Annotated in this window: 12 protein-coding genes; 5 read left to right on the top strand and 7 right to left on the bottom strand. The window is 37.7% G+C overall.

The window, feature by feature from the left end; all coding sequences use genetic code 11:
• Positions 1 to 3: 3 nt before the first annotated feature.
• Positions 4 to 1,134 (top strand): efflux RND transporter periplasmic adaptor subunit, encoded by a 1,131-nt coding sequence (locus OGZ34_RS16970; RefSeq protein ID WP_263361020.1) that lies wholly within the window; start codon positions 4 to 6, stop codon positions 1,132 to 1,134.
• A gap of 74 nt (positions 1,135 to 1,208) precedes the next feature.
• Here OGZ34_RS16970 and OGZ34_RS16965 read toward each other — a convergent pair whose 3' ends face one another.
• The 6 genes from OGZ34_RS16965 to OGZ34_RS16940 form a co-directional block, all read right to left on the bottom strand.
• Positions 1,209 to 4,424: a TonB-dependent receptor gene (locus tag OGZ34_RS16965; protein WP_263361019.1), complete on the bottom strand. Its 3,216-nt coding sequence runs from the start codon at positions 4,422 to 4,424 to the stop codon at positions 1,209 to 1,211.
• A gap of 294 nt (positions 4,425 to 4,718) precedes the next feature.
• Positions 4,719 to 6,086, bottom strand: a complete 1,368-nt coding sequence (locus OGZ34_RS16960) for a HAMP domain-containing histidine kinase (RefSeq protein WP_263361018.1) — start codon at positions 6,084 to 6,086, stop codon at positions 4,719 to 4,721.
• A 243-nt stretch (positions 6,087 to 6,329) separates the two neighbouring features.
• Positions 6,330 to 7,013 (bottom strand): response regulator transcription factor, encoded by a 684-nt coding sequence (locus OGZ34_RS16955; protein WP_173964178.1) that lies wholly within the window; start codon positions 7,011 to 7,013, stop codon positions 6,330 to 6,332.
• Between the two features lie 31 nt (positions 7,014 to 7,044).
• Positions 7,045 to 7,962 carry a bestrophin family protein gene (locus OGZ34_RS16950; RefSeq protein WP_263361017.1) on the bottom strand — a complete coding sequence of 306 codons (918 nt, stop codon included), beginning with the start codon at positions 7,960 to 7,962 and terminating at the stop codon, positions 7,045 to 7,047.
• 1,641 nt (positions 7,963 to 9,603) lie between these two features.
• Entirely contained in the window at positions 9,604 to 10,455 is an 852-nt protein-coding gene (locus OGZ34_RS16945; RefSeq protein ID WP_263361016.1) for a PorT family protein, read from the bottom strand.
• Between the two features lie 53 nt (positions 10,456 to 10,508).
• On the bottom strand, positions 10,509 to 16,799 hold the full coding sequence (locus tag OGZ34_RS16940) for a T9SS type A sorting domain-containing protein (RefSeq protein ID WP_263361015.1): 6,291 nt from the start codon (positions 16,797 to 16,799) through the stop codon (positions 10,509 to 10,511).
• Positions 16,800 to 16,886: 87 nt separating this feature from the next.
• Here OGZ34_RS16940 and OGZ34_RS16935 point away from each other — a divergent pair, with 87 nt between their 5' ends.
• Complete coding sequence (locus OGZ34_RS16935; RefSeq protein ID WP_173964173.1) at positions 16,887 to 17,906, top strand: SAM-dependent methyltransferase; 1,020 nt, start codon at positions 16,887 to 16,889, stop codon at positions 17,904 to 17,906.
• A 1-nt stretch (position 17,907) separates the two neighbouring features.
• On the opposite strand, the gene OGZ34_RS16930 is transcribed toward OGZ34_RS16935, so the two are convergent.
• Complete coding sequence (locus tag OGZ34_RS16930) at positions 17,908 to 18,462, bottom strand: phage tail protein (RefSeq protein WP_173964172.1); 555 nt, start codon at positions 18,460 to 18,462, stop codon at positions 17,908 to 17,910.
• 761 nt (positions 18,463 to 19,223) lie between these two features.
• Here OGZ34_RS16930 and OGZ34_RS16925 point away from each other — a divergent pair.
• The 3 genes from OGZ34_RS16925 to OGZ34_RS16915 all read left to right on the top strand — a co-directional run bounded on the left by OGZ34_RS16925 (position 19,224) and on the right by OGZ34_RS16915 (position 24,383).
• The gene (locus tag OGZ34_RS16925) at positions 19,224 to 19,781 is read left to right on the top strand and encodes an RNA polymerase sigma-70 factor (protein ID WP_263361014.1); all 558 of its coding nucleotides are present in this window, start codon (positions 19,224 to 19,226) and stop codon (positions 19,779 to 19,781) included.
• A 115-nt stretch (positions 19,782 to 19,896) separates the two neighbouring features.
• Entirely contained in the window at positions 19,897 to 20,817 is a 921-nt protein-coding gene (locus OGZ34_RS16920) for a FecR family protein (RefSeq protein WP_263361013.1), read from the top strand.
• 176 nt (positions 20,818 to 20,993) lie between these two features.
• Positions 20,994 to 24,383: a TonB-dependent receptor gene (locus tag OGZ34_RS16915; protein ID WP_263361012.1), complete on the top strand. Its 3,390-nt coding sequence runs from the start codon at positions 20,994 to 20,996 to the stop codon at positions 24,381 to 24,383.
• The last annotated feature ends 10 nt before the right edge of the window (positions 24,384 to 24,393 follow it).

Genomic DNA, 24,393 nt, shown 5'->3' with positions numbered 1-24,393 from the left:
ATAATGAAAACATATAGCAGCATCATTTTTGTTTTTTTATGCTTGGTTTCCTGCCAGGGTGACAAAAAAGAGCAACAAACTAAAAAAGAAATAAAACAGGAAAATAGCATTCAATTAAGCGATACACAAGTAAAAAACGCAGGATTGATGGTTGGTCATCCCGAGGAACGAACTGTAAAAGGAATATTACAGCTTCAGGGAACGGTTACGGTACCGCCAAAAAGCGTGGTAACGGTTAGTATCCCTTTGGGAGGTTATATCAAAAAGACCGATTTAATGGCCGGAATGCACGTAAGAAAAGGGCAATTGCTGGCGGTAGTAGAGGACATGCAATACATACAGCTGCAACAGGATTATCTTACCGCAAAAGAAAAGTTTCAACTGGCCCAAAGTGAATTTAACCGCCAGAAAGAGCTTAATGCGAAGAAGGCCAGCAGTGATAAGTTGTTTGAACAGACTTCGACTGAGATGCAAACACAACGTATTTACATGGCATCGTTGGCACAAAAACTGGGATTGTTGGGGATTAATGTCAAAAAACTTACCGCTTCAACGATAAGCAAAACGGTTGCAATTCATTCGCCTATAAATGGTTTGGTCTCGAAGATTAATGTGAATGTAGGGAAATACATTTCGCCAACAGATATGCTTTTTGAGCTAATCGAAATGACTGACATTGTGCTGGTCATGAATGCTTTTGAAAAAGACGTAAACCTGCTTTCGGTTGGACAGACCGTTTCGGCATATACCAATGCTAATCCGTCTAAAAAGTACAAGGCAAAAATTGCTTACATCAATCAAAGTCTGAATGACGATCGTGCAGCAGAGGTGATTTGTAAAGTGAATCAATATGAAAAGTCATTAATTCCGGGACTTTTTATTAATGCCGAGGCAGAATTTGATAACGAAAAAGCTCTTACAGTTCCGGAAGATGCCGTGGTAAGATGGCAGGGTAAGTTTTTTGTTTTTTTGAAAACTGGCGGGCACAATTTTAAAATGCTTCCAATTGAATTAGGTACTGCCAGTGAAGGATATCGTCAGATCAAATCTTCGGCTATCGATACTTCTTCGGCTATTGTAATCAAAAATGCTTACACGCTTTTGATGGCTTTCAGAAACGGAGGAGAGCAGTAATTTTAAGTTAAAAAGAATCCCCCAGCTCCATAGGGATTGGAACTGGGGGATAATAAAAAAATAAAACACAATCTTTAGAACGTATACCTCACTCCAAATTGTCCTTGGAATCTGGAGGCTAACTGATCTACAGTATAAGGTGATGTCGAAGGTTTCTGGAAAGTATAAGTTGGATCGCCAGTAGCAACTCCGCCTAAATTTCCTGATTTTGTTAACCCAAGATTTGCCGTTGAATTGTAAGTGTTTGGAACAAAATAGCTTCTTCCCCAATCTTTATTGATCAGGTTTCCGACATTTGCTATGCTGAATGAAAGCTGTAAAGCACCTGCTTTATTAATTTTGATTTCATCCATTAATTTCAAATCAGCTTGTATGTTCCATGGTGTAGTGGCACCGTTTCTTTCTGTGAAGTTTCCTCTTCTGCTTTTCAAATAATCATTTCCATTAATAAAAGCTTCGTAATCTGCTACCTGCTGCGCTGCTGTAGCCGATGGAACTCCTGCTGCATTTACACCAATGTATTTCGCTGCTTCTGCTGCATCTTTGAAGATATAAGCCAATCCTGCTGCCTGACCTGTTCCTGCAATTGTAGAGTTTACAAATCCCCATGAAAACGGATTTCCGGATTGAGCATTGAAATATACATTTGCTGAGAAGGTATTGTTATCGGCCACTTTTACAGCATATCCAACATTAGAAACAATTCTGTGCTTGATATTGAAGTTTGAAGTTGCTAATTGTGGATTATTTGGTGTTAACGACTGGTTCATCTGGAAGTTACTTTCCATCGAGTTACGGATTCCATTAGTAATATCTTTAGAATTTCCGTAGGTATAAGCCACCATAAAGTTAAGACCAAAATCATACGTTTTTGAGATCATCTCCGTAATACTGTATCGGTATCCTTTGTTGGTGTTTGATAATAAATAAGCATTTGAAAATGCAGGATTTATATTGGCTGCATAAATTGGCATCTGATGATTGGTATCATAAGAAAAATAAATCGGGTTATCAGTCTTATTCACTTGTTGGAATTCCAGGTCACGAATTACTTTGGTATAAATACCTTCGGTGGTAAATTTATAACCGTTGATGATCTTATCGATTGCAAGTGAGTTTCTCAACACTGCCGGCATTTTAAATTTGTTATCCACTAAATCAGCCTGTACTTTTGGCGTTGCATCGTGATAACCGTTTAATCCGTTTGTTGCTAAAGGATCTCCAGCTGCAGCAACTTGTGCCGGAGTAAGGTTATTTTTGTCATAACTTCCGTAACCTACACCATCATTGTAGTAAGCATATCCTAGCCATGCAAATGGAATTCTTCCGGTAAATACTCCTGATCCGCCACGAATAACAAGTGTTTTATCTTCGTCTACATTGTATGTAAATCCAATTCTTGGCGAAACCAATGCTGTACTGAAGAAGTTGTTTTTAATCTGGCTCAATGGCGTGTATGTATACGTGTTACCGTAATTAGGATCAGCTGGAGAATTTTGTACCTGTGGGCTTAATTTTGGTTTATTAGGCAAGTCAGTATAATCAATTCTTACACCTGGAGTAACTTTTAACTTGTTTCCAATTCTAATTTCGTCCTGTACATAAACACTGTAAAGGTTTACTTTAAACTGTGCATAAGGATTGTTGAAGATTTGATCTCTTGTTGAACCGTCAAAAGGATAAGTTCCACGAACACGGGTAGGAAGTTTGTTGTAGAAATCTGCCAGAGATTTGTAGGATACCCTTCCGTTAAGGGCATTTACGAATCCGTAATTGATGTCGTAGAACTCATTGTGTGTACCAAATAATAAAGTATGATTTCCGGTTTTATAGGTAAGGTTGTCTGTGATTTCGGCAGTATTTTGTTTCATATTGAATACTGTTGCTTCACGATCGTTTCCTAAAAAGATGGTTCCGCCATTATATCCAATTTCTGTTTGGGGAAACATGATATTGCTTGATTTTGGATCACGATAATCTTTGATAGCCGAGTAACTTGCAATGAACGAGTTGGACCATTGGCTGTTAAAATGACTTTTAAGTTCTAAAACGGTACTGATAGATTGGTTTTTTTGAGTGAAATCCATGCTTGAAAATCTGAAATTTGCCGCATCACGCTCTAAGTTTGAAGCCTGTGAGATAACGGTATTGTTTCTTAATGATAACGAGTGTTTTTCATTAATTTTCCAATCTAATTTGTTGAAGAATTTTTGACTTTTTGCAAAGTTGTTGTACCCACCGAAAGTTCCGGTGTCAAATCCGTAGTTTGTTTTTACGAAGTCTGAGATTTGTTGTGCGGTAGTGTTGTCTACCAATGAAGTCAGTTTTCCGTTAGAATCGGTTTGTCCTGCATTGTAAAATATAGGATCAGTTCTTTCGGCATATTCCATATTCGTAAAGAAGAACAATTTATCTTTTACGATCGGTAAACCTAATCGGAATCCAATTTGATAATCACCAAAAGAATTTGGCATTTTAGAACCGTCGCCGGCATTGTTACGGCCTGTAATAGCTGCGTTTCTTCCGTAACTGTAAATCGATCCCGTAACATTGTTGCTACCACTTCTGGTAACAGCATTAACGCTTCCTCCTAAAAAGTTTCCTAATTTAATATCGTAAGGAGCAATATAAACCTGAATATCCTGTATAGCATCAAGACTTATAGAGTTGGAACGTGTACTGCTTCCTGGCATTCCTGAAGTTCCTGATTGTCCCCCTAAAGACGGGCTAAAACCGATCGCATCATTGTTGATCGAACCATCGATCGTGACGTTGTTGTATCTGAAATTGGTACCGGCAAAAGAGTTGTTGGAACTTTGAGGAACTAATTTTGTCACATCCTGAATCCCGCGATTGATTAACGGAAGACCATTGACCTGTTTTTCATTAATATTCGTTCCGTTATTTTTAGAAGAGGGTTTAGAACTTGTAATCACAACTTCTTCCAGTACATTGTTGTCTGCTTTGCCAACCACTATCACCGGCAGGTCATTATCGCCAAGTGCTAAGTGTATTTGTGCATTAGAGTAGTCTTTAGTAGCAGAACTTTTAATTTCTAATTCATAAGGTCCGCCGGCATTTAAATTTTCGAAACTAAATCTACCTTGTTTGTCAGTTACAGCTTTGTACACTGCATTAGTAGGTAAATGAGTTAAAGTAACATCTGCACCTGTAAGTGGGCTTGTACCATCATTAACTTTTGCAGATAATGAAGAGGTGGTAATCTGAGCAAAAATGTTTCCCATAACAAGGAGCATTACAGCCGAAAAAATGAGTTTTAGTTTTGTCATTGATTTTTGAGTTTTTATTTGACAAAGAAACTCAGTTTGCTCCGATCGGATTTAACGCTTTTGTTAACTTAAAATGATAAAAATAGTTAGTGTTAATTTAAAATTATCAAGCTGTTAGGTTTGTAGAATCTTTTAGGTCTTTAAAATCAATGATTTGTGTAAATTGTTAAAAACAAACGGATTAGAGTTGTGTTTAAAGTAGATTAAAGAAAGATTAGAGTGTTAAGTAAAGGTTATCAACTGCCAAAACAGACTGGATTAAGGCTTGCTAAAACAGCAGAGAAACGAATCAAATTATGGAAATATTAAGGTAACAGAGGTACCTTTTCCAACTTCAGAATCTACTCTAACATTAATTTGATGCAGTTTGAGTATCTGCATGGTAATGAAGAGACCTAAACCTTGTCCTTGTATGTGGCGGGTATGATCGCTTCTGAAAAAAAGATCAAAAATAGATTCTTTGTCCTGTTCTGAAATTCCGGAACCCTGATCTGTAATTTGTATTAAAAGTTTATTGTGCTCAGAGAAAGTTAAAACATTTACCGGTTTTGGAGATGAAAACTTAATTGCATTGTCTAAAATATTGTAAAGGGCTATAAAAAGCATATGTTTATTGGCATGAACCGAAAGTAAATTTTCACGATCGGCTAAAGCACTTAGATCTACTGATACTTTAGATTCGGGGTATTCAATTGCTTTTTTCTCCAGTACATTCCATAGTATTTCATCAATTCTTATGGTTTCCATTTGTTGAGGTTCAGACAGTTGAAGTCCCGATAGTACCAGAAGACCATCTAAGGTTGCTTTTAAGTGCAGGGTATCTTTTCTGAGTGATTTTAAAATTTCTTCATATTGCTCGTTGGTTCTTGGCTGTTGCAGGGATACGTCAATATCACCAATGATGATGGTCAAGGGAGTTTTGAGCTCGTGTGAGGCGTTTTTTAGAAAATTTTTCTGCGTCATCACACCGGTTTCAAGTCTTTCTAAGAGATAATTGAAAGTGGTTACAAGTTCTTTAATTTCATCTTTCTCCTGAGCTTGCTGCACTTCTAATCTCGAATGCAGATTTTCGGTGGTGATGGTATTTACCTTTGCAATGACTTCTTTAAATGGACGGAAGGTTTGTTTGGCTAAAAATGTTCCCAAAAGATAATTTAGAGGAATGCCTGCCAGGTAAAAAAGGATAAACATTAGGCCCAGAATCTCAAGCTGTCGGTTTCCCGTGTGATTGATACCAGAGACTACAATTATAAAATCGCCCTGATTGTCTTTGTAAAATAAACCTACAAACTGCCTGTTCTTTATGGTGAACGATTCTATTTTGTTTTTTACAATACTATTCAGTTCATGGTCACTAAGCTCAATATCAATTGAATCTTTTAAGTATATTTTTTTGGTTTTAGCATCGTAAACCCGAATGGATTCATTATTGATTCGGTGGTACTGAACTTCAATCTCACGGTATCGTTCGTTTGTAAATTCTTTTATTTCATCCTTCTTAAAATAAAATAAAGCAGCGGTCAAGGCATGATCTTCCAGATTGTCATAATAAAGATCTTTCATATGACTTCTGAAAAGCAGGAATGATCCGGTCATGAGTAATCCGACGATAAAAGCAAAAAGCAGGGTCGAATTTACCGCTAATTTATTTTTAAGATTCATAACGCTTTAGGTCTGTTTTTAATATATGGGAACATAATTCAAAATAAGTAGGTATAGCGATGTATTTATTTCCTCTCGCAGATTGCTTCGCCTGTTCGCTATCGCTCGGGTTAGCAGATTCAGCAGATTTTTAATCTTTGCTCTTCACTCTTCACTCTTCACTCTTCACTCTTCACTCTTTACTCTTTACTCTTTACTCTTTACTCTTTACTCTTTGTTCTATTTTCTCACCTCTTTACTCTTTCAACTCTTCTGCTTCAACATATACCCCGTTCCTTTTATCGTATGAATGAGTGGAGTAGGGAAGTTCTTGTCGATTTTATTCCGCAGATAATTAATATACACGTCAACGGTATTGGAGGTACTGTCAAAATCAATGTTCCAGACCGCCTGTGCAATGGCCACTCTTGACAAGGCAGTTTCGCGATTTTTCATAAAGAAAATCAGGAGTTTGAGTTCTCTTGACGAAAGGTTGAGCTCTTTGCCGTCTCTTGTAGCACTTTGTTCTTTCATATTAATTTCGATTCCGGCATATGACTGAAAATCGAGAATTCCGGTACTAAATTCGGCACGACGAAGCTGTGCATTAATTCGGGCCAAAAGTTCTTCAAACAAAAAGGGTTTGGCGAGATAATCGTCGGCTCCGGATTGTAGACCTTTTACTTTTTCCTGTGGTGTATCGAGTGCACTTAAAATAAGGATAGGCACTATAATTTTTCTGCTTCGTAAAACTTCGCAAACTTCAAAGCCGGTAATGTCCGGAAGCATGATATCAAGAATAATGATATTGTACTCGTTTTCCATGACCTCTTTGATGGCTTCAAAACCTTTGGTAATGGTTTTAACTTCATACAAATGTTCTTCTAATCCTCTTGTGATAAATGATGCAACTCTGGGATCGTCTTCAACTAATAACACTCTGTTCATATTCGAAATATAATTGAGGTGTGATTCCTCTTTAGGTAATAAAGTAATTTTTATGATGCGTTACCGGATTTATTTTTTTATCGTTTAATTCTAATAAGGTGTTTTCGATCATTTCAGACATTGCATCGAGAGCAAGATCGTTAGGCTGCAGACCAAATGGATTTTCGAGTTCGTCTGCAATGGCTTCCAACGCCACAAAAGTATAAGCAATAAAAACAATGATAAACGGTGTAATCCAGCCCATAGTTTCGACAAAACCAAAAGACAATAAAAAGCAATAAATATAAACCGTTCGGTGTAATAATACACTGTAGGTGTAGGGGATAGGTGTACCGGCAATTCGCTCACATCCACCAACAATATCGGACAGTTTATTGAGATTTTCTTCAAAAGCCAGTTGTGTAACACTGTCTATTTTATTTTCAGATTTGGCGTCTTTTACCCAAAGTCCCAATTCTCTTAAGATAAGTATGGGTTTATAGCGAGTTTCTCTTAATTGGTCGGCAAACTCTTTGGGTAGTAATCGACTCATATCTGCATCAGAATTGGTTTCCCGAAGCTGATGTTTGAGACTGTATACAAATGAAATAAGCAAATTAGTGAATTTTTCGCGTTTGGCATCGTATTCTTTGTCTGGGACAAGAGTGATGCTTTGTCGGGCAAGAGATCGGGTATCGTTGAGTAATGCACCCCAAAGTTTTCGTCCTTCCCAAAAACGATCGTAACTCACACTGTTTCTAAAACCGAGGAAAATGGCCAGTGCAATTCCAAATAATGTAAAAATAGCAGGATTGATGTGCAGATTATAGTGAAGGAGCCAGGGTTTAAAATAAACGACGACAAAGGAAAACAGCAGTAATAATAAAAGTCTAGGGAGAAGCTGTGGCAAAACGGAACCTCGCCATTCAAAGAGCATTTTAAACCAGGTATTCTTTTTCTTTATAATCATTGATGGTGATTAGATTTAATACCATAAAAGTAATTAAAAGTGCGCCTTCAAACAAAAAATGATAGAAATATATAGGGATTAAACGAGATGTATAGATTGGAGTTTGATCTTTCGCCCTTATAGGGCTTTGATAGATGGTTTATTTATTTCATAGTGCGTTGCACTATGCTGCTGCTTGTGCTCTTTCAGAGCTGGTTTGGAATAGTAATATCTTTTAGATCAGACCGTATCATAAAAAATATTGCAACTTTGAATATTATTCTCAATACTTTTATTTAAATCTTGAAGATGGGCTGAAAGCCCAAAAGCAAAAGCATATTGCAACGCACTATGTAGTAAATTAAGGTTGACTATTACCCTGAAAGGGTAAAAGCAAATATAGTTATACAGGTGTTTGCTCATCAAGAAATCAGTTTAAATTTGAATGAGTTGCTAATTTGATTGTTTTTCTGAAGATTACTCTTTCGCCCTTACAGGGCTTTGATAGATGGTTTATTTATTTCATAGTGCGTTGCACTATGCTTTTGCTTGTGCTCTTTCAGAGCTGGTTTGGAATAGTAATATCTTTTAGATGAGACCGTATCGTAAAAAATATTGCAACTTTGAATACTATTCTAAATACTTTTATTTAAATCTTGAAGATGGGCTGAAAGCCCAAAAGCAAAAGCATAGTGCAACGCACTATGTAGTAAATTAAGGTTGAGCATTACCCTGAAAGGGTAAAAGTAAATATAGTTATACAGGTGTTTGCTCATCGAGAAATCAATTTAAATTTGAATGAGTTGCTAATTTGATTGTTTTTCTGAAGATTACTCTTTCGCCCTTACAGGGCTTTGATAGATTGTTTATTTATTTCATAGTGCGTTGCACTATGCTGTTGCTTGTGCTCTTTCAGAGCTGGTTTGGAATAGTAATATCTTTTAGATCAGACTGTATCGTAAAAAATATTGCAACTTTGAATACTATTCTCAATACTTTTATTTAAATCTTGAAGATGGGCTGAAAGTTCAAAAGCAAAAGCATAGTGCAACGTACTATGTAGTAAATTAAGGTTGACTATTACCCTGAAAGGGTAAAAGCAATTATAGTTATACTGGTGTTTGCTCATCAAGAAATCAGTTTAAATTTTAATGAGTTGCTAATTTGATTGTTTTTCTGGAATTTAATCTTTCGCCCTTACAGGGCTTTGATAGATGGTTTATTTATTTCATAGTGCAACGCACTATGTAGTAAATTAAGGTTAAGCATTACCCTGAAAGGGTAAAAGCAAACATAGTTTATATCGACGTTTGCTCATCGAGAAATCAATTTAAATTTGAATGAGTTGCTAATTTGATTGTTTTTTTGAAGATTACTCTTTCGCCCTTACAAGGCTTTGATAGATGGTTTGTTTATTTCATAGTGCGTTGCACTATGCTGTTGCTTGTGCTCTTTCAGAGCTGGTTTGGAATAGTAATATCTTTTAGATCAGACCATATCGTAAAAGATATTGCAGCTTTGAATACTATTCTCAATACTTTTATTTAAATCTTGAAGATGGTTTTTAATCCATAAAAAAAAAAGCCGATTTCCCCCAAGAAACCGACTTTTTTAATTTTTCCCGAGCGGGAAAAGTAGTTGTTTAATATTTTTATTTGATAATTAACGTAAAGCAAATCTCAGTTTAAGTCCGTAAGAAACTAGTCTGACATTGTTGACGGATGGAGAATCCAATACGCTGTTGTATTGCAGCTGCACAGGAAGTTCCGGATTGTACTGAACCAGACTTTTGTCTCCATTTTTATTGTAGATGTTATTTAGACCATAATCGATATAAGCACCGAGATAGAATGAAGTTCTGTTTCCAATCTTTTGTTTTACACCTGTTTCAAATGTAGCAGAGTAGGACACTTTAGTATCTAAATCCTGTTCGCTGGTTTTTAAATCATTAGTACTTGCAAAACCGGCAAAAGCAGGGTTAAATAATTCTACATTGTATTGCGGATAGTAACCGCTTGTAGTAAGGTTTTGAAAGGTACTTTGATAACATCCTTTAATCGCAAATCCTACTTTAGCACCTGCAGCAACGTACAATTGAGTAGTCCCCGGAGTTTCAAATTGAATTGCGATTGGAACATTTATGTAACTTAGACTTTGTTCTTCTCTGAAGTTAGTGGCTTTGTATCTAAACTGAAAGGTTTCATTTTCGGCATCTTTAGTAACATATTGCCCACTAAAAGAAGCGTACTTTGCATCAGAATTATAGGATTGGTACTCGGCTCCAATTCCAATGCTTAAGCCTTCGTTTAAATAATAGGAGTATCTGATTCCTGCACTAATTCCGTTTCCGGGTACGATAGTACCACCGCCACTGTACTTTAGAAAAGAACCGGGTCCTGCGACGGAGATCGATATTTCCTGTTTTTTGTCCTGACTATAGCCCTGGAGGCAAATCGCTAAAAATGCCGTAACTGTAGCTATAGATTTTATAGAGGTACTGATATATTTTTTCATCTTAAAGTTGTATTAGCCAGTACCATTTTGAGGTGGTACTGGCATGATTTTGATTATTTTACAATTACTTTGAATGACTTTTTGATATTGCCTGACTCAATAACTACAAGAACCATATTACTTTCAGTACTTGGAGGTAATTGTACCTGTGTTTGAGCAGTAGATGATTTCATTGTTGTAAGTAGTTTACCTGTAACAGAGTAAAGACTTATTTGCATGTTTTCTAAATCACCTTCTGGTAAATCGGCATCTACAGTAAGCATTTTTCCTGTTTCAACCGGATTTGGATACAATTTAACCTCAAGTGATTTCTGTGTCTTAATTTTAGCAGGGCATGTTTGCAATACCTTACCATCTTTAGTAGTCATTTTTACACTGTAGTCGGCAGTTAGATCTAATTTATTCGCCAGATCGTCTCCTGCTGAAAAGTATTGGTTTGTACCAATTAATTGTCCATTTTTAAACCATTGGTACGAAACAAACTCGTAACCTCCATTGGTTTGAGGATTGTTGTTTACGATAAGTACATTATTGAATTTTTGGTGTACGATATCATAGAATCCAAATGGTTTTTCAACAGTTATAGCATATGTAGCACTTGTACTTCCATCTTCAGAAGTAACTGTTACATTTTGCGCATAAATTCCCGGTTTAGGAGTATTAATGGTAAAATTAGCCGATGGAGTAAAGGTTGCATTCGTTGTATTGGTCAGTGCTACATTTACGTTGTTTTCGTCACATCCCATTAGGTAGTTAAGAGTCTTAGCCGGATTAGGGTATACTTTAGTTCCAATGGTAATTTGAGTAACGGTAATGTCGTTGTTTTTGATTACCAATAGCTGTGTAACATCCGGAGCAGGTAAATAATTGTTGTCACCAGCCTGAGCGGCTACAATTGTTACTTCTCCAGGTCTTAACATATTTACTACACCAGTTAATGGAGCGACAGTAGCAGGAGGTAACGCAGTTTTATAGGTAAAGGCATAGTTTACCGTTAGACCTGAACTGGCAGTAGCCCCCAGATTGAAAGTATTTGATCCTCCAAGAGTTTTTATTCCCAATATTGGAAAAGTAATTTGCTGTGCTGCTTTTTGAATCGTAAGTTGTGCAGTAAGCGTAATTGGTAAACAATTTGGTGTACTTGTTGAAGGAGATACTACGGCAGTAACTGTATAAGTCCCCGCATTTGTTGCTGAGTTTCCTGAACCTGAAGGTGCGATGGAATAAGTAACAGTCGCTCCTGACGGTAAATTAGCAACTTGCACCGCATGTGGATTTTTGTCATAGGTAAATGTCGCATTGCTAAAGGTTACTTGTTGAAGTGCTGAATTGAGTACTTGTACAGTTTGTGTTTGTGTACTAGAGTTTCCACTTGCATCAGTATATTTCCATGTAATGGTATAAGTTCCCGGTGTATTGTAGTTTAACGGACTTGTTGTTGTTGCCGTGATACTACCGCTGCAATTATCGGTTGCAGTTGGAACTGGAATTTGAGCCGATAAAACAGCACAAGAATTTGTAATTACAGGGAGAGTTGCCAGATTTGGTACTGGCGCTGTTACATCCGGAGTTGTAATTAAAGTCACAGTTTGTGTAGCGGTACAACTGTTGGCATCAGTAACAGTTAACGTATAAGTTCCTGCTGCTAATCCGCTAATATTTTTGGTTGTACTACCATTAGACCATAAATAGGTGTAAGGAAGCGTACCACCGGTTACAGTTACATTTATAGCACCATCACTTAGTCCGTTGCAGGAGATATTCGTTTGAGATGATATGCTTGCTACTACTACAGTAGGTTGGGTTATAATAGTACTTACTGTTGTTGTGCAAGAATTTGCATCGGTGATTAAAACAGCGTAGTTACCAGGAGCCAATCCTGTAGCTGTAGCTGCAGTACCTCCGGTAGGAGACCATACATAAGTATAAGCACCTGTTCCTCCAGTTGCAGTTACAGTAGCAGAGCCATTATTTGCCCCATTACAAGTAACATTTGTTGCAACTATAGTTCCACCAACTGCCGTTGGTTGCGTAATATTGAAATTTTGTGTCACGTTACAGCCATTACCATCTGTAATCGTTACAACATAAGTACCTGCAGTTAATCCTGTAGCTGTAGCTGCAGTACCTCCGGTAGGAGACCATACATAAGTATAAGCACCTGTTCCTCCAGTTACTGTTACAGAAGCAGCTCCAGTAGTACCTCCATTACAAGCTACATTTGTTTGTGTTGGTACAACTACCAAAGGAGTAGGTTCGCCAATAGTAATATTTTTAACAATAGAACAACCGTTTGCAGAGGTAATCGTTACAGTATAGTTACCGGCAGTAAGATTGTTGGCGGTAGCATTAGAACCTCCTGAAGGAGCCCATACATAAGTAAATGGACCAGGAGCACCTGATGGTGTTACCGTTGCAGAACCTGTGTTACCGCCATTACATAAAACATCAGTTTTATTAACGACCGCTACTAAAGTGTTGGTTGTATTAATGGTTACGCTTTGCGTATTGGTACATCCGTTTCCGTCTGTGATGGTACAGGTATAGTTTCCAGCTGTTAAGCCTGTAGCAGTGGCTGTTGTAGCTCCTGATGACCATTGGTAAGTAAAAGGAAGTACTCCGCCAGTTGGATTTACGGTAGCCTGACCTGTAGTCGAACAAGTGGCATCTACTTTAGATGTCGTTGCAGCTAGTACTGCCGGCTGATCAATAAAGAATGTTTTGGTGATAGAACAACCGTTAGCATCTGTAATTAAACAGCTGTAGTTTCCGGTTGCTAACTCTGTAGCTGTAGCCGCAGTACCTCCTGTCGGAGACCATGCATAAGTATAAGCTCCAGTTCCTCCTAAAACGGTTACACTAGCTGTTCCGGTTGCTGTTCCATTACATAAAACATCTGTTTGTGATGTTGTTGCTGTTAAAGCCGCTGGTGGATTTAAAGTAGTACTTGCAGTAGTTGAACAACCATTTGCATCCGTCACTGTAACCGTATAAGTTCCGGCTGATAATCCTGAAGCTGTTGCAGCATTTCCTCCTGTTGGAGTCCATACATAAGTATATCCAGGTGTACCTCCGGTTACATTTACTGTAGCCGAACCATTGCTGTCACCGTTACATAATAGATCTGTTTTTGATATTGTAGCTACTAATGCAGTTGGCGTACCTATTACAATTGTTTTGATTAAGCTACACCCTTTACTATCTGTGATGGTACAAGTATAAGTACCGGATGACAATCCTGTAGCTGTAGCTGCAGTACCTCCTGATGGTGCCCATACATAAGAGTATCCAGGTGTTCCTCCGCTTGGAGTCACCGTTGCGCTACCATTTGTGTTTCCAAAACAACTAACATCTGTGGTCGCAGTTGAAGCACTAAGTATTGCCGCTGGTTGATTGATCGTAAAGCTTTGTATAGTAGAACAGTTATTGGCGTCTGTAACAGTTACGTTATAAGTGCCGGCTGTTAAATCTGTAGCTGTAGCAGCAGTACCGCCGGATGGTGACCATGAATAGGTGTAAGCTCCTGTTCCTCCGGTTGCACTTACAGTAGCAGCTCCGGTTGCATCTCCATGACAATTCACATGAGTAATTGAACCTTGTGAAGCTACTAAAGGGGTTAAAGGCTGAGTTAGAATGAAAGTTCTGGTTGTTGGACAGATATTAGCATCTGTGATGGTTACCGTATAAGTACCGGCAATTAATCCTGTAGCTGTAGCAGCAGTACCGCCAGATGGTGACCATGAATAGGTGTAAGGTGCAGTTCCGCCACTTACAACTACGCCCGCGCTTCCTGTTGCATCTCCGTTACATAAAATATCAGTTTGCGAAGTTGTTACTGAAAATGCAGGAGGGTTGGTAAGAATGAAAGATTGTGTAGTACTACAATCATTTGCATCTGTAACCGTTGCTGTATAAGTGCCGGCCGCTAAACCAGTAGCTGTTGCTCCAGTACCTCCGGTAGGTGTCCATGAATAGGTATATCCAGGGGTTCCGCCTGAAGCAACTACAGTTGCACTACCGTTAGTTGCATTATTACAAGTCGGACTAGTGAATGTACCCTGAGAAGCTATTAGGGTTGTAGGTTGAGTAATGAAAAAGTTTTGTGTAACCGTACAGTTGTTAGCGTCTTTTATAACGACACTGTATGTTCCTTGTGAAAGACCGTTTATTGATGCGGTTGTAGCACTATTAGACCAAAGATAGGTATAAGAACCCGCTCCGCCAGTAGGCGCAACTGATGCTGAACCATTAGCGCCACCATTACAGCTTACATTAACCTGAGTTGGATGTGCAAGGATAGGTGTAGCCGTTCCTATTATAATATTATTGATTGTTCTGGAACATATAGTAGTAGCATCAGTGATGGTAACACTATAAATTCCTGCTGTAAGTCCAGATGCAGTAGCAGTGGTGGCTCCGTTGGACCAGTTGTAAGTATAACCCGGAGTTCCTCCAAAAGCACTCACAGTTGCAGAACCGGTAGAAGCTCCAAAGCAAGAAACTGAAGTGGTGCTTATAGACCCATTAAGGGAAGCTGCGGGCTGTGCAACAACAATACCGGTTATCGTTTTTGGACAACCGTTAGCATCGGTTATGGTAACGCTGTAAGTTCCTGCCTGAAGTCCTGAAGCAGTTGCTGCAGTACCGCCAGATGGTGACCATGAATAAGTATAACCCGGAGTTCCTCCTGATGCAACAACAGTAGCTGTACCATTTGATCCTCCAAAACAAGAAACTGATGTAGTAGAAGATGTTCCATCAAGAGCGGCAGCTGGTTGTCCTACGACAATACCGGTTATCGTTTTTGGACAGCCATTCCCATCCGTAATCGTAACACTGTAAGTTCCTGCTGTAAGCCCTGATGCAGTTGCTGCAGTACCTCCTGATGGAGACCAAGAATAGGTATAACCAGGTACTCCGCCCGTTGGAGTAACAGTAGCTGTACCATTTGCCAATCCAAAGCAAGAGACAGAAGTAGTAGAAGTCGTCCCGTTTAAAGCTGTTGCTGGTTGTCCTACAACAATACCAGTTATCGTTTTTGGACAGCCGTTAGCATCTGTAATAGTAACACTATAAGTTCCTGCGGCAAGTCCGGTTGCAGAAGCAGTCGTAGCTCCGTTAGACCAGTTGTAAGTATAGCCTGGAGTTCCTCCTGACGGAGTAATGGTAGCTGTACCATTTGACGATCCAAAACAAGATACATTTGTAACCGAAGGAGTTCCATTTAGTGCAGGAGGGGCTATTAATGTAAAAGGTCTGGTAATTTGTACCAATTCTGCATCTGTAATAGTGGCTGTATAAGATCCTGCTGACAACCCGGTAGCTGATGCTCCGGTACCACCAGCTGGTGACCATGAATAGGTATAAGGAGGAACGCCTCCTGTTGCAACCACTGTAGCCGATCCATTTGTACCGGCATTACAGCTGATATTGGTAAATGAGGTCGAAGAAGTGCTTAAAGCTGCTGATGTAACAAATGTTGATTCGGCACCATAAGCTGTTCCTGCACTATTCTTTGCATAAGCTCTGTAGTGAATAGTCGAACCGGCAGTAAGCCCTGTTACGGTATTACTAAAAATTCCACTTCCGGTTCCTATTTGAAATTTATTGTTTGCGATAGTTGGGTTTGCTGTTACTGCCCAAACGATTCCTCTTTCTACGCTGACATCTCCGCCATCTGCAGTTACATTACCTCCAATAATTGCTTTAGTTGAACCAACATTTGTAGCTGTTGTCGTAGTTACTGCTGGTAAACCTACACCATCGACCCAGGTAAAATTATCAATTGCAAAATAATCGTAATTGGCGCTTAGCTGAATTTCAAGTTGGTCAATGTTGATATTGGTAAAATTAGAAACTCCGTCTGTCGCAAAGTTGACAGGGGTAAAACCCTTTCCAGGTAAGGCAACGCCTATGTTAGCTCCGGTTGTGTTTTTTACAATCGTGAACTGCGTTACACCACCAAGTTTCCCGATTAAGGTAACCGAACCAGGTGCGCCGTCAAAGGTACTATTAGGGGTCTGACCAGAAGTACCTGTAAGGTAAATCCATAAACTATTCATTTTAAAGCTTCCTGTAGCTGCAGTAATGAATCCGCTTTGTCCTAGACTTTCTGTTGTAGGACCATCTGTAACCTGTATAAATCTGTTTGAACCGTTATACCCTTGGCCTGCAAACTGAACACTAGTAAAATTAATATAAGTGCTGGTTAAGTTAAAGGTCTTACCATTGCTTACAAAGTTGGGCTGACCTGTAGGTACACTTTCAAAGGTTTCTACTGTTTGCGCAGTCAATTGCTGCAGCGTAAAAAACAGTAGGATTAGTAATAAGTAGAATTTTTTCATAATTAACTGATATTAGATTTATCATTTTGTATTCTTACATTTGTTTTTCCAGTTTCAACTTTAAAGCTTTAACTAAAATTGAGTATCATGTATAAACAAGAGCTTACGATTATTGTTCAATCTATCATTGCGTCAAATACTATTGATGAACACACCACATGTGCGCGAAACCTTTCAGAATTTTATGAAAAAATCGCAACAGTTGACCACTTTGAGAACAACGAAGTTCTTGTTAAAGGTGGCATTGCTTTGTCAAGCTCTGGTGCGGCAGACTGTGTTGACGATTATTTACGCACAGTTTATTTCATAAAAGGCGTTTATAAGGCTCTGACAAAATTGTGTAATGATTTCCCTGAGAGAAGTATTAATATTCTTTATGCGGGTTGTGGCCCTTATGCAACTTTAATTCTTCCTTTACTTCCCTTGTTTCATAAAGATAGAATTAAAGCCATTTTGTTAGATATCAATACTGCTTCAATAGCATCTGTACATCATATTTTATCGGTGACCGGTCTAAACGATTATTCATTAGAATTAGTCGAAACAGATGCCATCACGTATACAAAACCACAGGAGTTTACAATTGATTTGGCCATTTCCGAAACGATGCATTATGCTCTTACCCGAGAGCCGCAAGTGGCGATTACACGAAACATTGTTTCGCAATTGTCTTCACACGGAATTTTAATTCCCGAAGAAATCAAAATCGATTTGGCTTTTACCTTTTTCGATCATGAGCCGTCACTTAAAGATGCTAAAACAGAGGTTAAGGGCCGCAATGAAATGCAGCCCTATCCTCATAGTGTATTTGTAGATAGATTATTTACAATAAGCAAAGAACTTTTTGGCAATGCAAGTCAGGACTTAGAATTTAAAAGTGACTTTTATAACTTGCCGGCTGATTTCAGTAATTATCCTGATGTGTGCATTTTTACTGAAATCACGATATTTGAAGACATCGAATTAAAAACTGCGGAGTCTTATATTACAAACCCTTTTTGCATTGCTTCTATTTATAGTCTTACTGAATATGCTGAAATTCAATTTTTGTATGACTTCAGCGATATACCCAAATGGTCTTATAATGTAAAAAATGTGCTTAACTAGTTTAATTTCTGGAAGGGAAAATTCCTTCTAAACAAATGATATAAGACAATGCTACGTAAGGCTGCATTACTGAGATAGGAAGATTACTACCAGTTGCACCTGTTGTTACATTGCTTAATAGATCAACACTTGGGGTTGCAGTTGCAAAACCTAATGTTGGTGCGAAAACTCTGGATACAAGAGCTCCAGGTACTGCAATTGAGGCTCCTGCTACGGGCACTGAGTCTGTCGAATTTCCCGCACTTACAGAAATTTTACCTGGTCCTGCGTGAACGTGAGCAGGAAGGTTGCTTGTTAAAATTGAAACGTTTGGTGTACCTGCAGCTTGTCCAAGAACGTAAGTCCCTCCAGGTGAAGTTCCTTGTCCAATAGCTGTTGCACCTTGTAGATTTGGTAAAGCGAAAGTAGTCTGACCATTTCCTCCATAGGTTGTACCAAGGATTGAGAATAATGCCGTATTTTGTGCAATTGACAATATTTGTCCGTTACAAAATGCCCAGCCTCTCGGGGCAAAATTTCCCGCAAAAAGTTTTACAACTCCAATGAATTCTTCCATAGTGTTTAGTGTTAATAGGTTAGTGTTTATATTTGTTTTTGATATTACTTGTGTTTGTAACTAAGAAATAAAAGGACAATTTTTATATTTCAACTAAGATATAAAATATAAAACTCTCAAAAACAGGTGTTTCTACCTGTTTTTCTCTTCTAAAACAGGTTAAAACTAAACATCTTCTGCACCGAAACTGAAAAATATGTCATAAGGCGGGTTTTTATTGTCATGAAATATCTTATTTGTGTTGGAAAAAGATATATTGAGGATAGAAAAATCACAAATCGCTTAAAAATAGACCACATACTGTATTTACTGGTGTTTTATCTCTTTTAGCTAGAAAAAGTTGATAGCTGTAGGAAGTATAATACAAGTTTGATGTTCTATTGAAACATCAGAATTAAAGTAATAGGAAATTTGTTTTCAGTAAGGCATAACATGCTTGACCAAATTCATAATTAGTAGCGATATTATCAGGTTTAATAAGTAACACTTTACAAAGCCGGTGTCTAACAAAGTGTCATTTAAAGACCTTCATAACATAACACATCAGATGTTAATATAATGTTTTATAATAAAGGCTTTTTATTAATGTAAACGTAACCTTGCAGACCTACCCTCAGCTTTAATTTTGGAGACATATTATAAAACAACACAATTGTAGTATATGTCATTTTTTAAAATAAGAATACATCGCAGTATCATAATAGGAATGGATGTTTTAGTAAGAGCGATTTGTTCGCCAAATCATTCAAAACTGATGCATTATGTATAAAAAGTTTACGGATGAGGAACTTGTTGAATTATTAAGACAAGGAAAAGACAAGGCATTTGATGAGTTGTATTTCCGTTATCGTGATGTATTGGTTCGTTTTGTTTATATCAGAATGAAATCGGTTTCGGTTTCTGAAGAGATTGTTCAGGAAGTTTTTACTGCTATTTGGGAAAGGAGAAAGATTCTGGTTATCCAAAAGAAATTTTCGGCTTACATCTATACCTCGGTTCGATATGTGACTTTAGACTATATAAAATCGCATACTATTACTGACCAATATGTGAAAGAGGTTATAGATAGAAATACAAATGATTTTAACGGAAGTAACACTACTGAAGATTCCATTTATTATGAAGAACTGCAGGAAGCAGTCGACAAAGCAACTTTATTACTTCCAAAAAAATCAAAAGAAGTTTTTATTCTCAGCAGGATCAAGCATTATACCAACAAAGAAATAGCCGAAGAACTAAATGTTTCGCACGAAACAGTAAAGTATCATATTGCCTATGCTTTAAAGTTTATGCGAAGCTATCTGGGCGAGTTCAATTAAAAGCAGATTTCGGATGTAAGGTTGCGCTTTCTTTTCTTAACAAAAGCGTAACCTTAGCCACCTACCTGAAAATACTATTTCTAAGACATACCATTAAAGAGATAAACATATTATAATGCCTGAAAAATTAAATCAAGATATAAAACATTTTTTAGAAGGTAAGCCTTCTCTAAATGGGGAAGAATTATGGAATAACTGGTACAATCACCCTGAAGAAATCTTTGATACTATAGCGACTATTACCTCAGATCGTTCGAAATTAAAAAAAGAGATTCAACAAATAAAAAAAACCGATAAGGTTATTTTTCTTCAATATAGGAATTGGACGATGGCAGCTTCTCTCTTTCTTTTAATGGGATTATCCTGTTTTTTTTATTTATCAACCGCAAAAACGATTTCGAGACAATACGCTACCAAGGCGGGAGAACATGCCAGAATAGTTTTAAGCGATGGAACCCAAATATGGCTTAACGCGGGAAGTCGTGTAAAGTATCCTCTTGCCTTTAAAGGAGACACAAGAGAAATTTATTTAACCGGAGAAGCTTTTTTTGATGTAGCCAAAGACAAAAAACATCCTTTTATTATTCATACTGCTAAAATGGATACAAAAGTACTGGGAACCAGTTTTAATGTGCAAGCCTATCCGGATCAGACGACTCAGGAAGTTTCGGTTCTTACCGGAAGAGTAAATGTAAAATCAACCGTCACCGAAGAAAACGTATATGTAACTCCCGGTCAAAAAGTGGTTTTTAAATCACATGATAACAAGTTGCAGGCTTTCAAGGATGTTCCGGTGAATTCTATTTCGCTTTGGCGTAAAAATATTATCGTTTTTGAAGATGCTCCTTTACCAGAAGTGATAGCAACCATCAATCGGAATTATAATGTAACCGTCGAAATTGGAAATAAGAATTTAAATAATTTAAAAATCAGTGCTTATTTCAAAGAGCTTCCGGTAGGGCAGGTTGTTGCTTTGGTGTGCAACATCATCAACGCCGATTATAAAGTAGAAGCAGGGACTTATGTGATACGATAAATCGTAGAACGGGCAAAAGAAACATAACATACAGTAACACCATTCGTATAGCGCTATGCGATTTAGTGGGAGTAACTGTATCTATTCGTCAGAGAACAATTCGTTACCAATCCAATTAAAAAAAAATCTACGTAGAAAACTGATCCATAATCAAAAACAATTAAAAAATCACAAACATGACTAGAAAGCAAATGCGGTATGTTCCAAACCGCGAGAGCATTAAAAAATCGGTACTAACGAGAGCGCTGCTTTTTATAGCTCTATTTTTTATCGGATTAAGCGTAAAAGCCGGCAGCTACGATATTGGTAAGAGAGTAACATTAAAAGTAGAAAATGAAAGCATAAGAAATGTTTTTCAGAAGATTGAAAAACAAATTGATGTGCATTTCATGTACGAAACCAATCAGGTGAATACCAATCAAAAGATTAGTTTAAAACTCAACAATGTACCCTTAGAACAGGCGCTGGATAAAATATGCAGCAATTTATTATTGAGATACGAGATTGTAAGCAATAATATTGTCATCAAGAAAAACTTGAAAATATCAGATGCTGCTCAGGGTAAAATAAGTATTTCGGGAACTGTTTTTGGAGGAGATGATGGAATGCCGCTGCCGGGTGTAGGAATTAAAGATAAAGATTCAGATGCAACTGCAACGACAGATTTTGATGGAACTTTTAAGATGGAAATCAATTCATCTGCGGCAGTCCTTGTTTTTTCCTATGTTGGTTATGTTACGCAAGAAGTAAAAGTAACACAATCGGATAAAAATATAAAAATAAAATTATTAGCCGATATGAAACAACTGCAGGAAGTTGTAGTAATGGGATATGGAAGTGTAAAAAAGAATGAAGTTTTGGGAGCTGTGGGCACTGTTTCGATGAAAGAAACTTCGAGCAGAACTTACAATAGTGCAGCAGAATTATTGCAGGGTACAGTGGCTGGTGTTACCGTAATTAATAATGGTGGTGACCCAACTGCCGAGCCAACAATCAATATTCGTGGTATTGGATCTTTGAATGCCGAAACACCTTTGATTGTTTTAGACGGAATTATTTACAGCGGTTCTTTAAATACCTTAAATCCGAACGATATTGCTTCGATCAGTGTTTTAAAAGATGCTGCCTCTGCTGCAATCTACGGAGCAAGAGCTTCTGGTGGAGTAATTTTAATTACTTCTAAAAAAGGAGTTTCAGAGCGAATTAACATCAATGTAAATTACCAGGGAGGTTTTCAAAGTGTAGCAAAAAAGTTAGATGTTTTAAATGCTGCCGAATATGCTGATGCTATGAATACAGCCAGAGACAATGCTGGTATGCCAAGGATTCCGGCTTTTGATCCTGCCTTTGAACCAACAGCCAGAACCACTAAAACCAACTGGATGGATGAAATTTTCCGTACAGGAGAAATTCAGGATCTTTCCATTTCTGTAAATGGTAAAACCGAAAAATCTAATTTCTTTATCTCAGGAAGTTATCGAAAAAACGAAGGGATATTACTTAATACTTTCGGAACCCGTTATACCGCAAGAGCCAATTCATCATTTAAACTCGCGCCCAATTTTACAATAGGTGAAAACCTGTCGTATTCCTTAACAGACGGTCAGGCAGCCAATACTTCCAGTGGGTATACAGGAGCAATTTTAGCAGCCATTTTTTACCCGCCTAATGCTACTATTTACAGAGAAGACGGTTCCGGAAGTTTTGGTGGAGTTCCTGAAAAATATATCGGTTCATATGGAGACGTAATCAATCCGGTAGCCTATTTAAAAAGACTGGACAACCGCAATCCGATTTCTACCGTTTTAATTAATCCTTATGCGGAGTGGGAAATTGTATCGGGTTTAAAATTCAAATCCAACTGGGGTTATACCAGAATTCAGAACAATGCCACCGACTTTGCGGTTAAAATAACAGAACCGGGTAAAATATTCGATTTTAACCGATTGACACAAACGGCTTCTACCACAACTGATTTATTAAGTGAGCAGACACTTTCTTATGAAAAATCATTAGGGAAACACAATTTTAAAGCATTGGCAGGATACACCTACCAACAAACCAAAAGAGATTTTTATACCGTACAGGGAACCGGTTTTGACAATGAAGATGCCTCACAACGTTATTTATTGAATGCTAAATTAGTGCAGCAATTGGATGCAGGAATGTCTGAGGAGATCATTTCTTCTTATGTAGGAAGGCTGAATTATGACTTTAATCAAAAATATTTAATTTCGGGAATTGTACGCCGCGACGGTACTTCAAAATTGATTTCTGAGAACCGTTGGAAAGTATATCCTTCTGTTTCTGCCGGATGGTTAATCTCAGAAGAAGGATTTATGAAAAATATAAATCCAATTGTCAGCAACTTAAAATTACGTGCTAGCTGGGGACAAATTGGAAACTTAGGAAACCTTGGTCCATATCAGTTTAGTGTGCCTTTAAAACAAACACAAGCTTTAATCGGAAGCAGTCCGGTAATCAGTTACGGTTATTCAGAGAGCGAATTGTCGAATCCGAACTTAAGATGGGAAAGCTCCGAACAGACCAACGTTGGATTGGATTTCACGATGTTTAACAATGCGTTGTCAGGTTCTATTGATGCGTACATCAAAACCAATAAGGATATGCTGGTGCGTGATCAGTTGCCAGGTGTTTCGGGAACTCCGTTAGGAAGAATCGTAAACTCCGGAAATGTTGAGAATAAAGGAATCGAGGCAAGCTTGACGTATCAAAAAACACGTGGTGAATTTAAGTTTGATATAACGGCAAATGCAGCTTTCTTAAGCAATAAAATTGCTTCAATCAAAGATGATTTAACATCCCTTGAACCGCTGAATTTAAGCAGAGTACGTAGTTTGCCTTTGGCTAATATTTATCAGGTTGGAAGTCCTGTAGGAGCTTTTTACGGATATTCGACAGACGGATTATTTCAGAGTAATGCCGAAGTAAAAGCATATGTAAACGATAAAGGAGTCGTATATCAGCCAAATGCGGTTGCCGGAGATATTAAATTTAAAGATATAAACGGTGATGGAGTAATCAATAACAACGATAGAGTAGTGCTTGGAAATCCTTTTCCGAAAACTACTTTCAGCCTGAATACCAATTTCAGATACAAAGGATTTGATATGAACATCTTTTTAAGCGGAACAGCCGGAAACAGTGTTTTTAATGCTGTAAAACATACAGGTCTGAATGCCTCTTTCCCGGGCTACAATTTACTGGCTGATTCTAAAAATGCCTGGTCACCAACAAACACCAATACCAATATTCCGGTTCTTTCGTCAACAGACAACAATAATAATTTTGGACGAATCTCTGATTTTTATATCGAAGACGCTTCTTTTGTGAGATTAAGAAACCTGTCGATAGGATATACCGCAAAAGAACAATGGTTGAATGGAAAAGCAAAACTTAGATTTTTTATCTCTGCGCAAAACCTATTTACCATTACCAAGTATTCCGGAATGGATCCGGAAGTAGGACTTAAGAATTTTGGTATGGACTTAGGGAAATATCCACTTTCCCGTATTTATATGACGGGTGTAAACGCAACTTTTTAAAAAATATACA

This window comes from Flavobacterium collinsii (assembly GCF_946903285.1).
Classification (GTDB): Bacteria; Bacteroidota; Bacteroidia; order Flavobacteriales; family Flavobacteriaceae; genus Flavobacterium; species Flavobacterium collinsii.
Note: the sequence above shows the minus strand (reverse complement) of the source record. Positions and strands in the feature narration are given on the sequence as shown.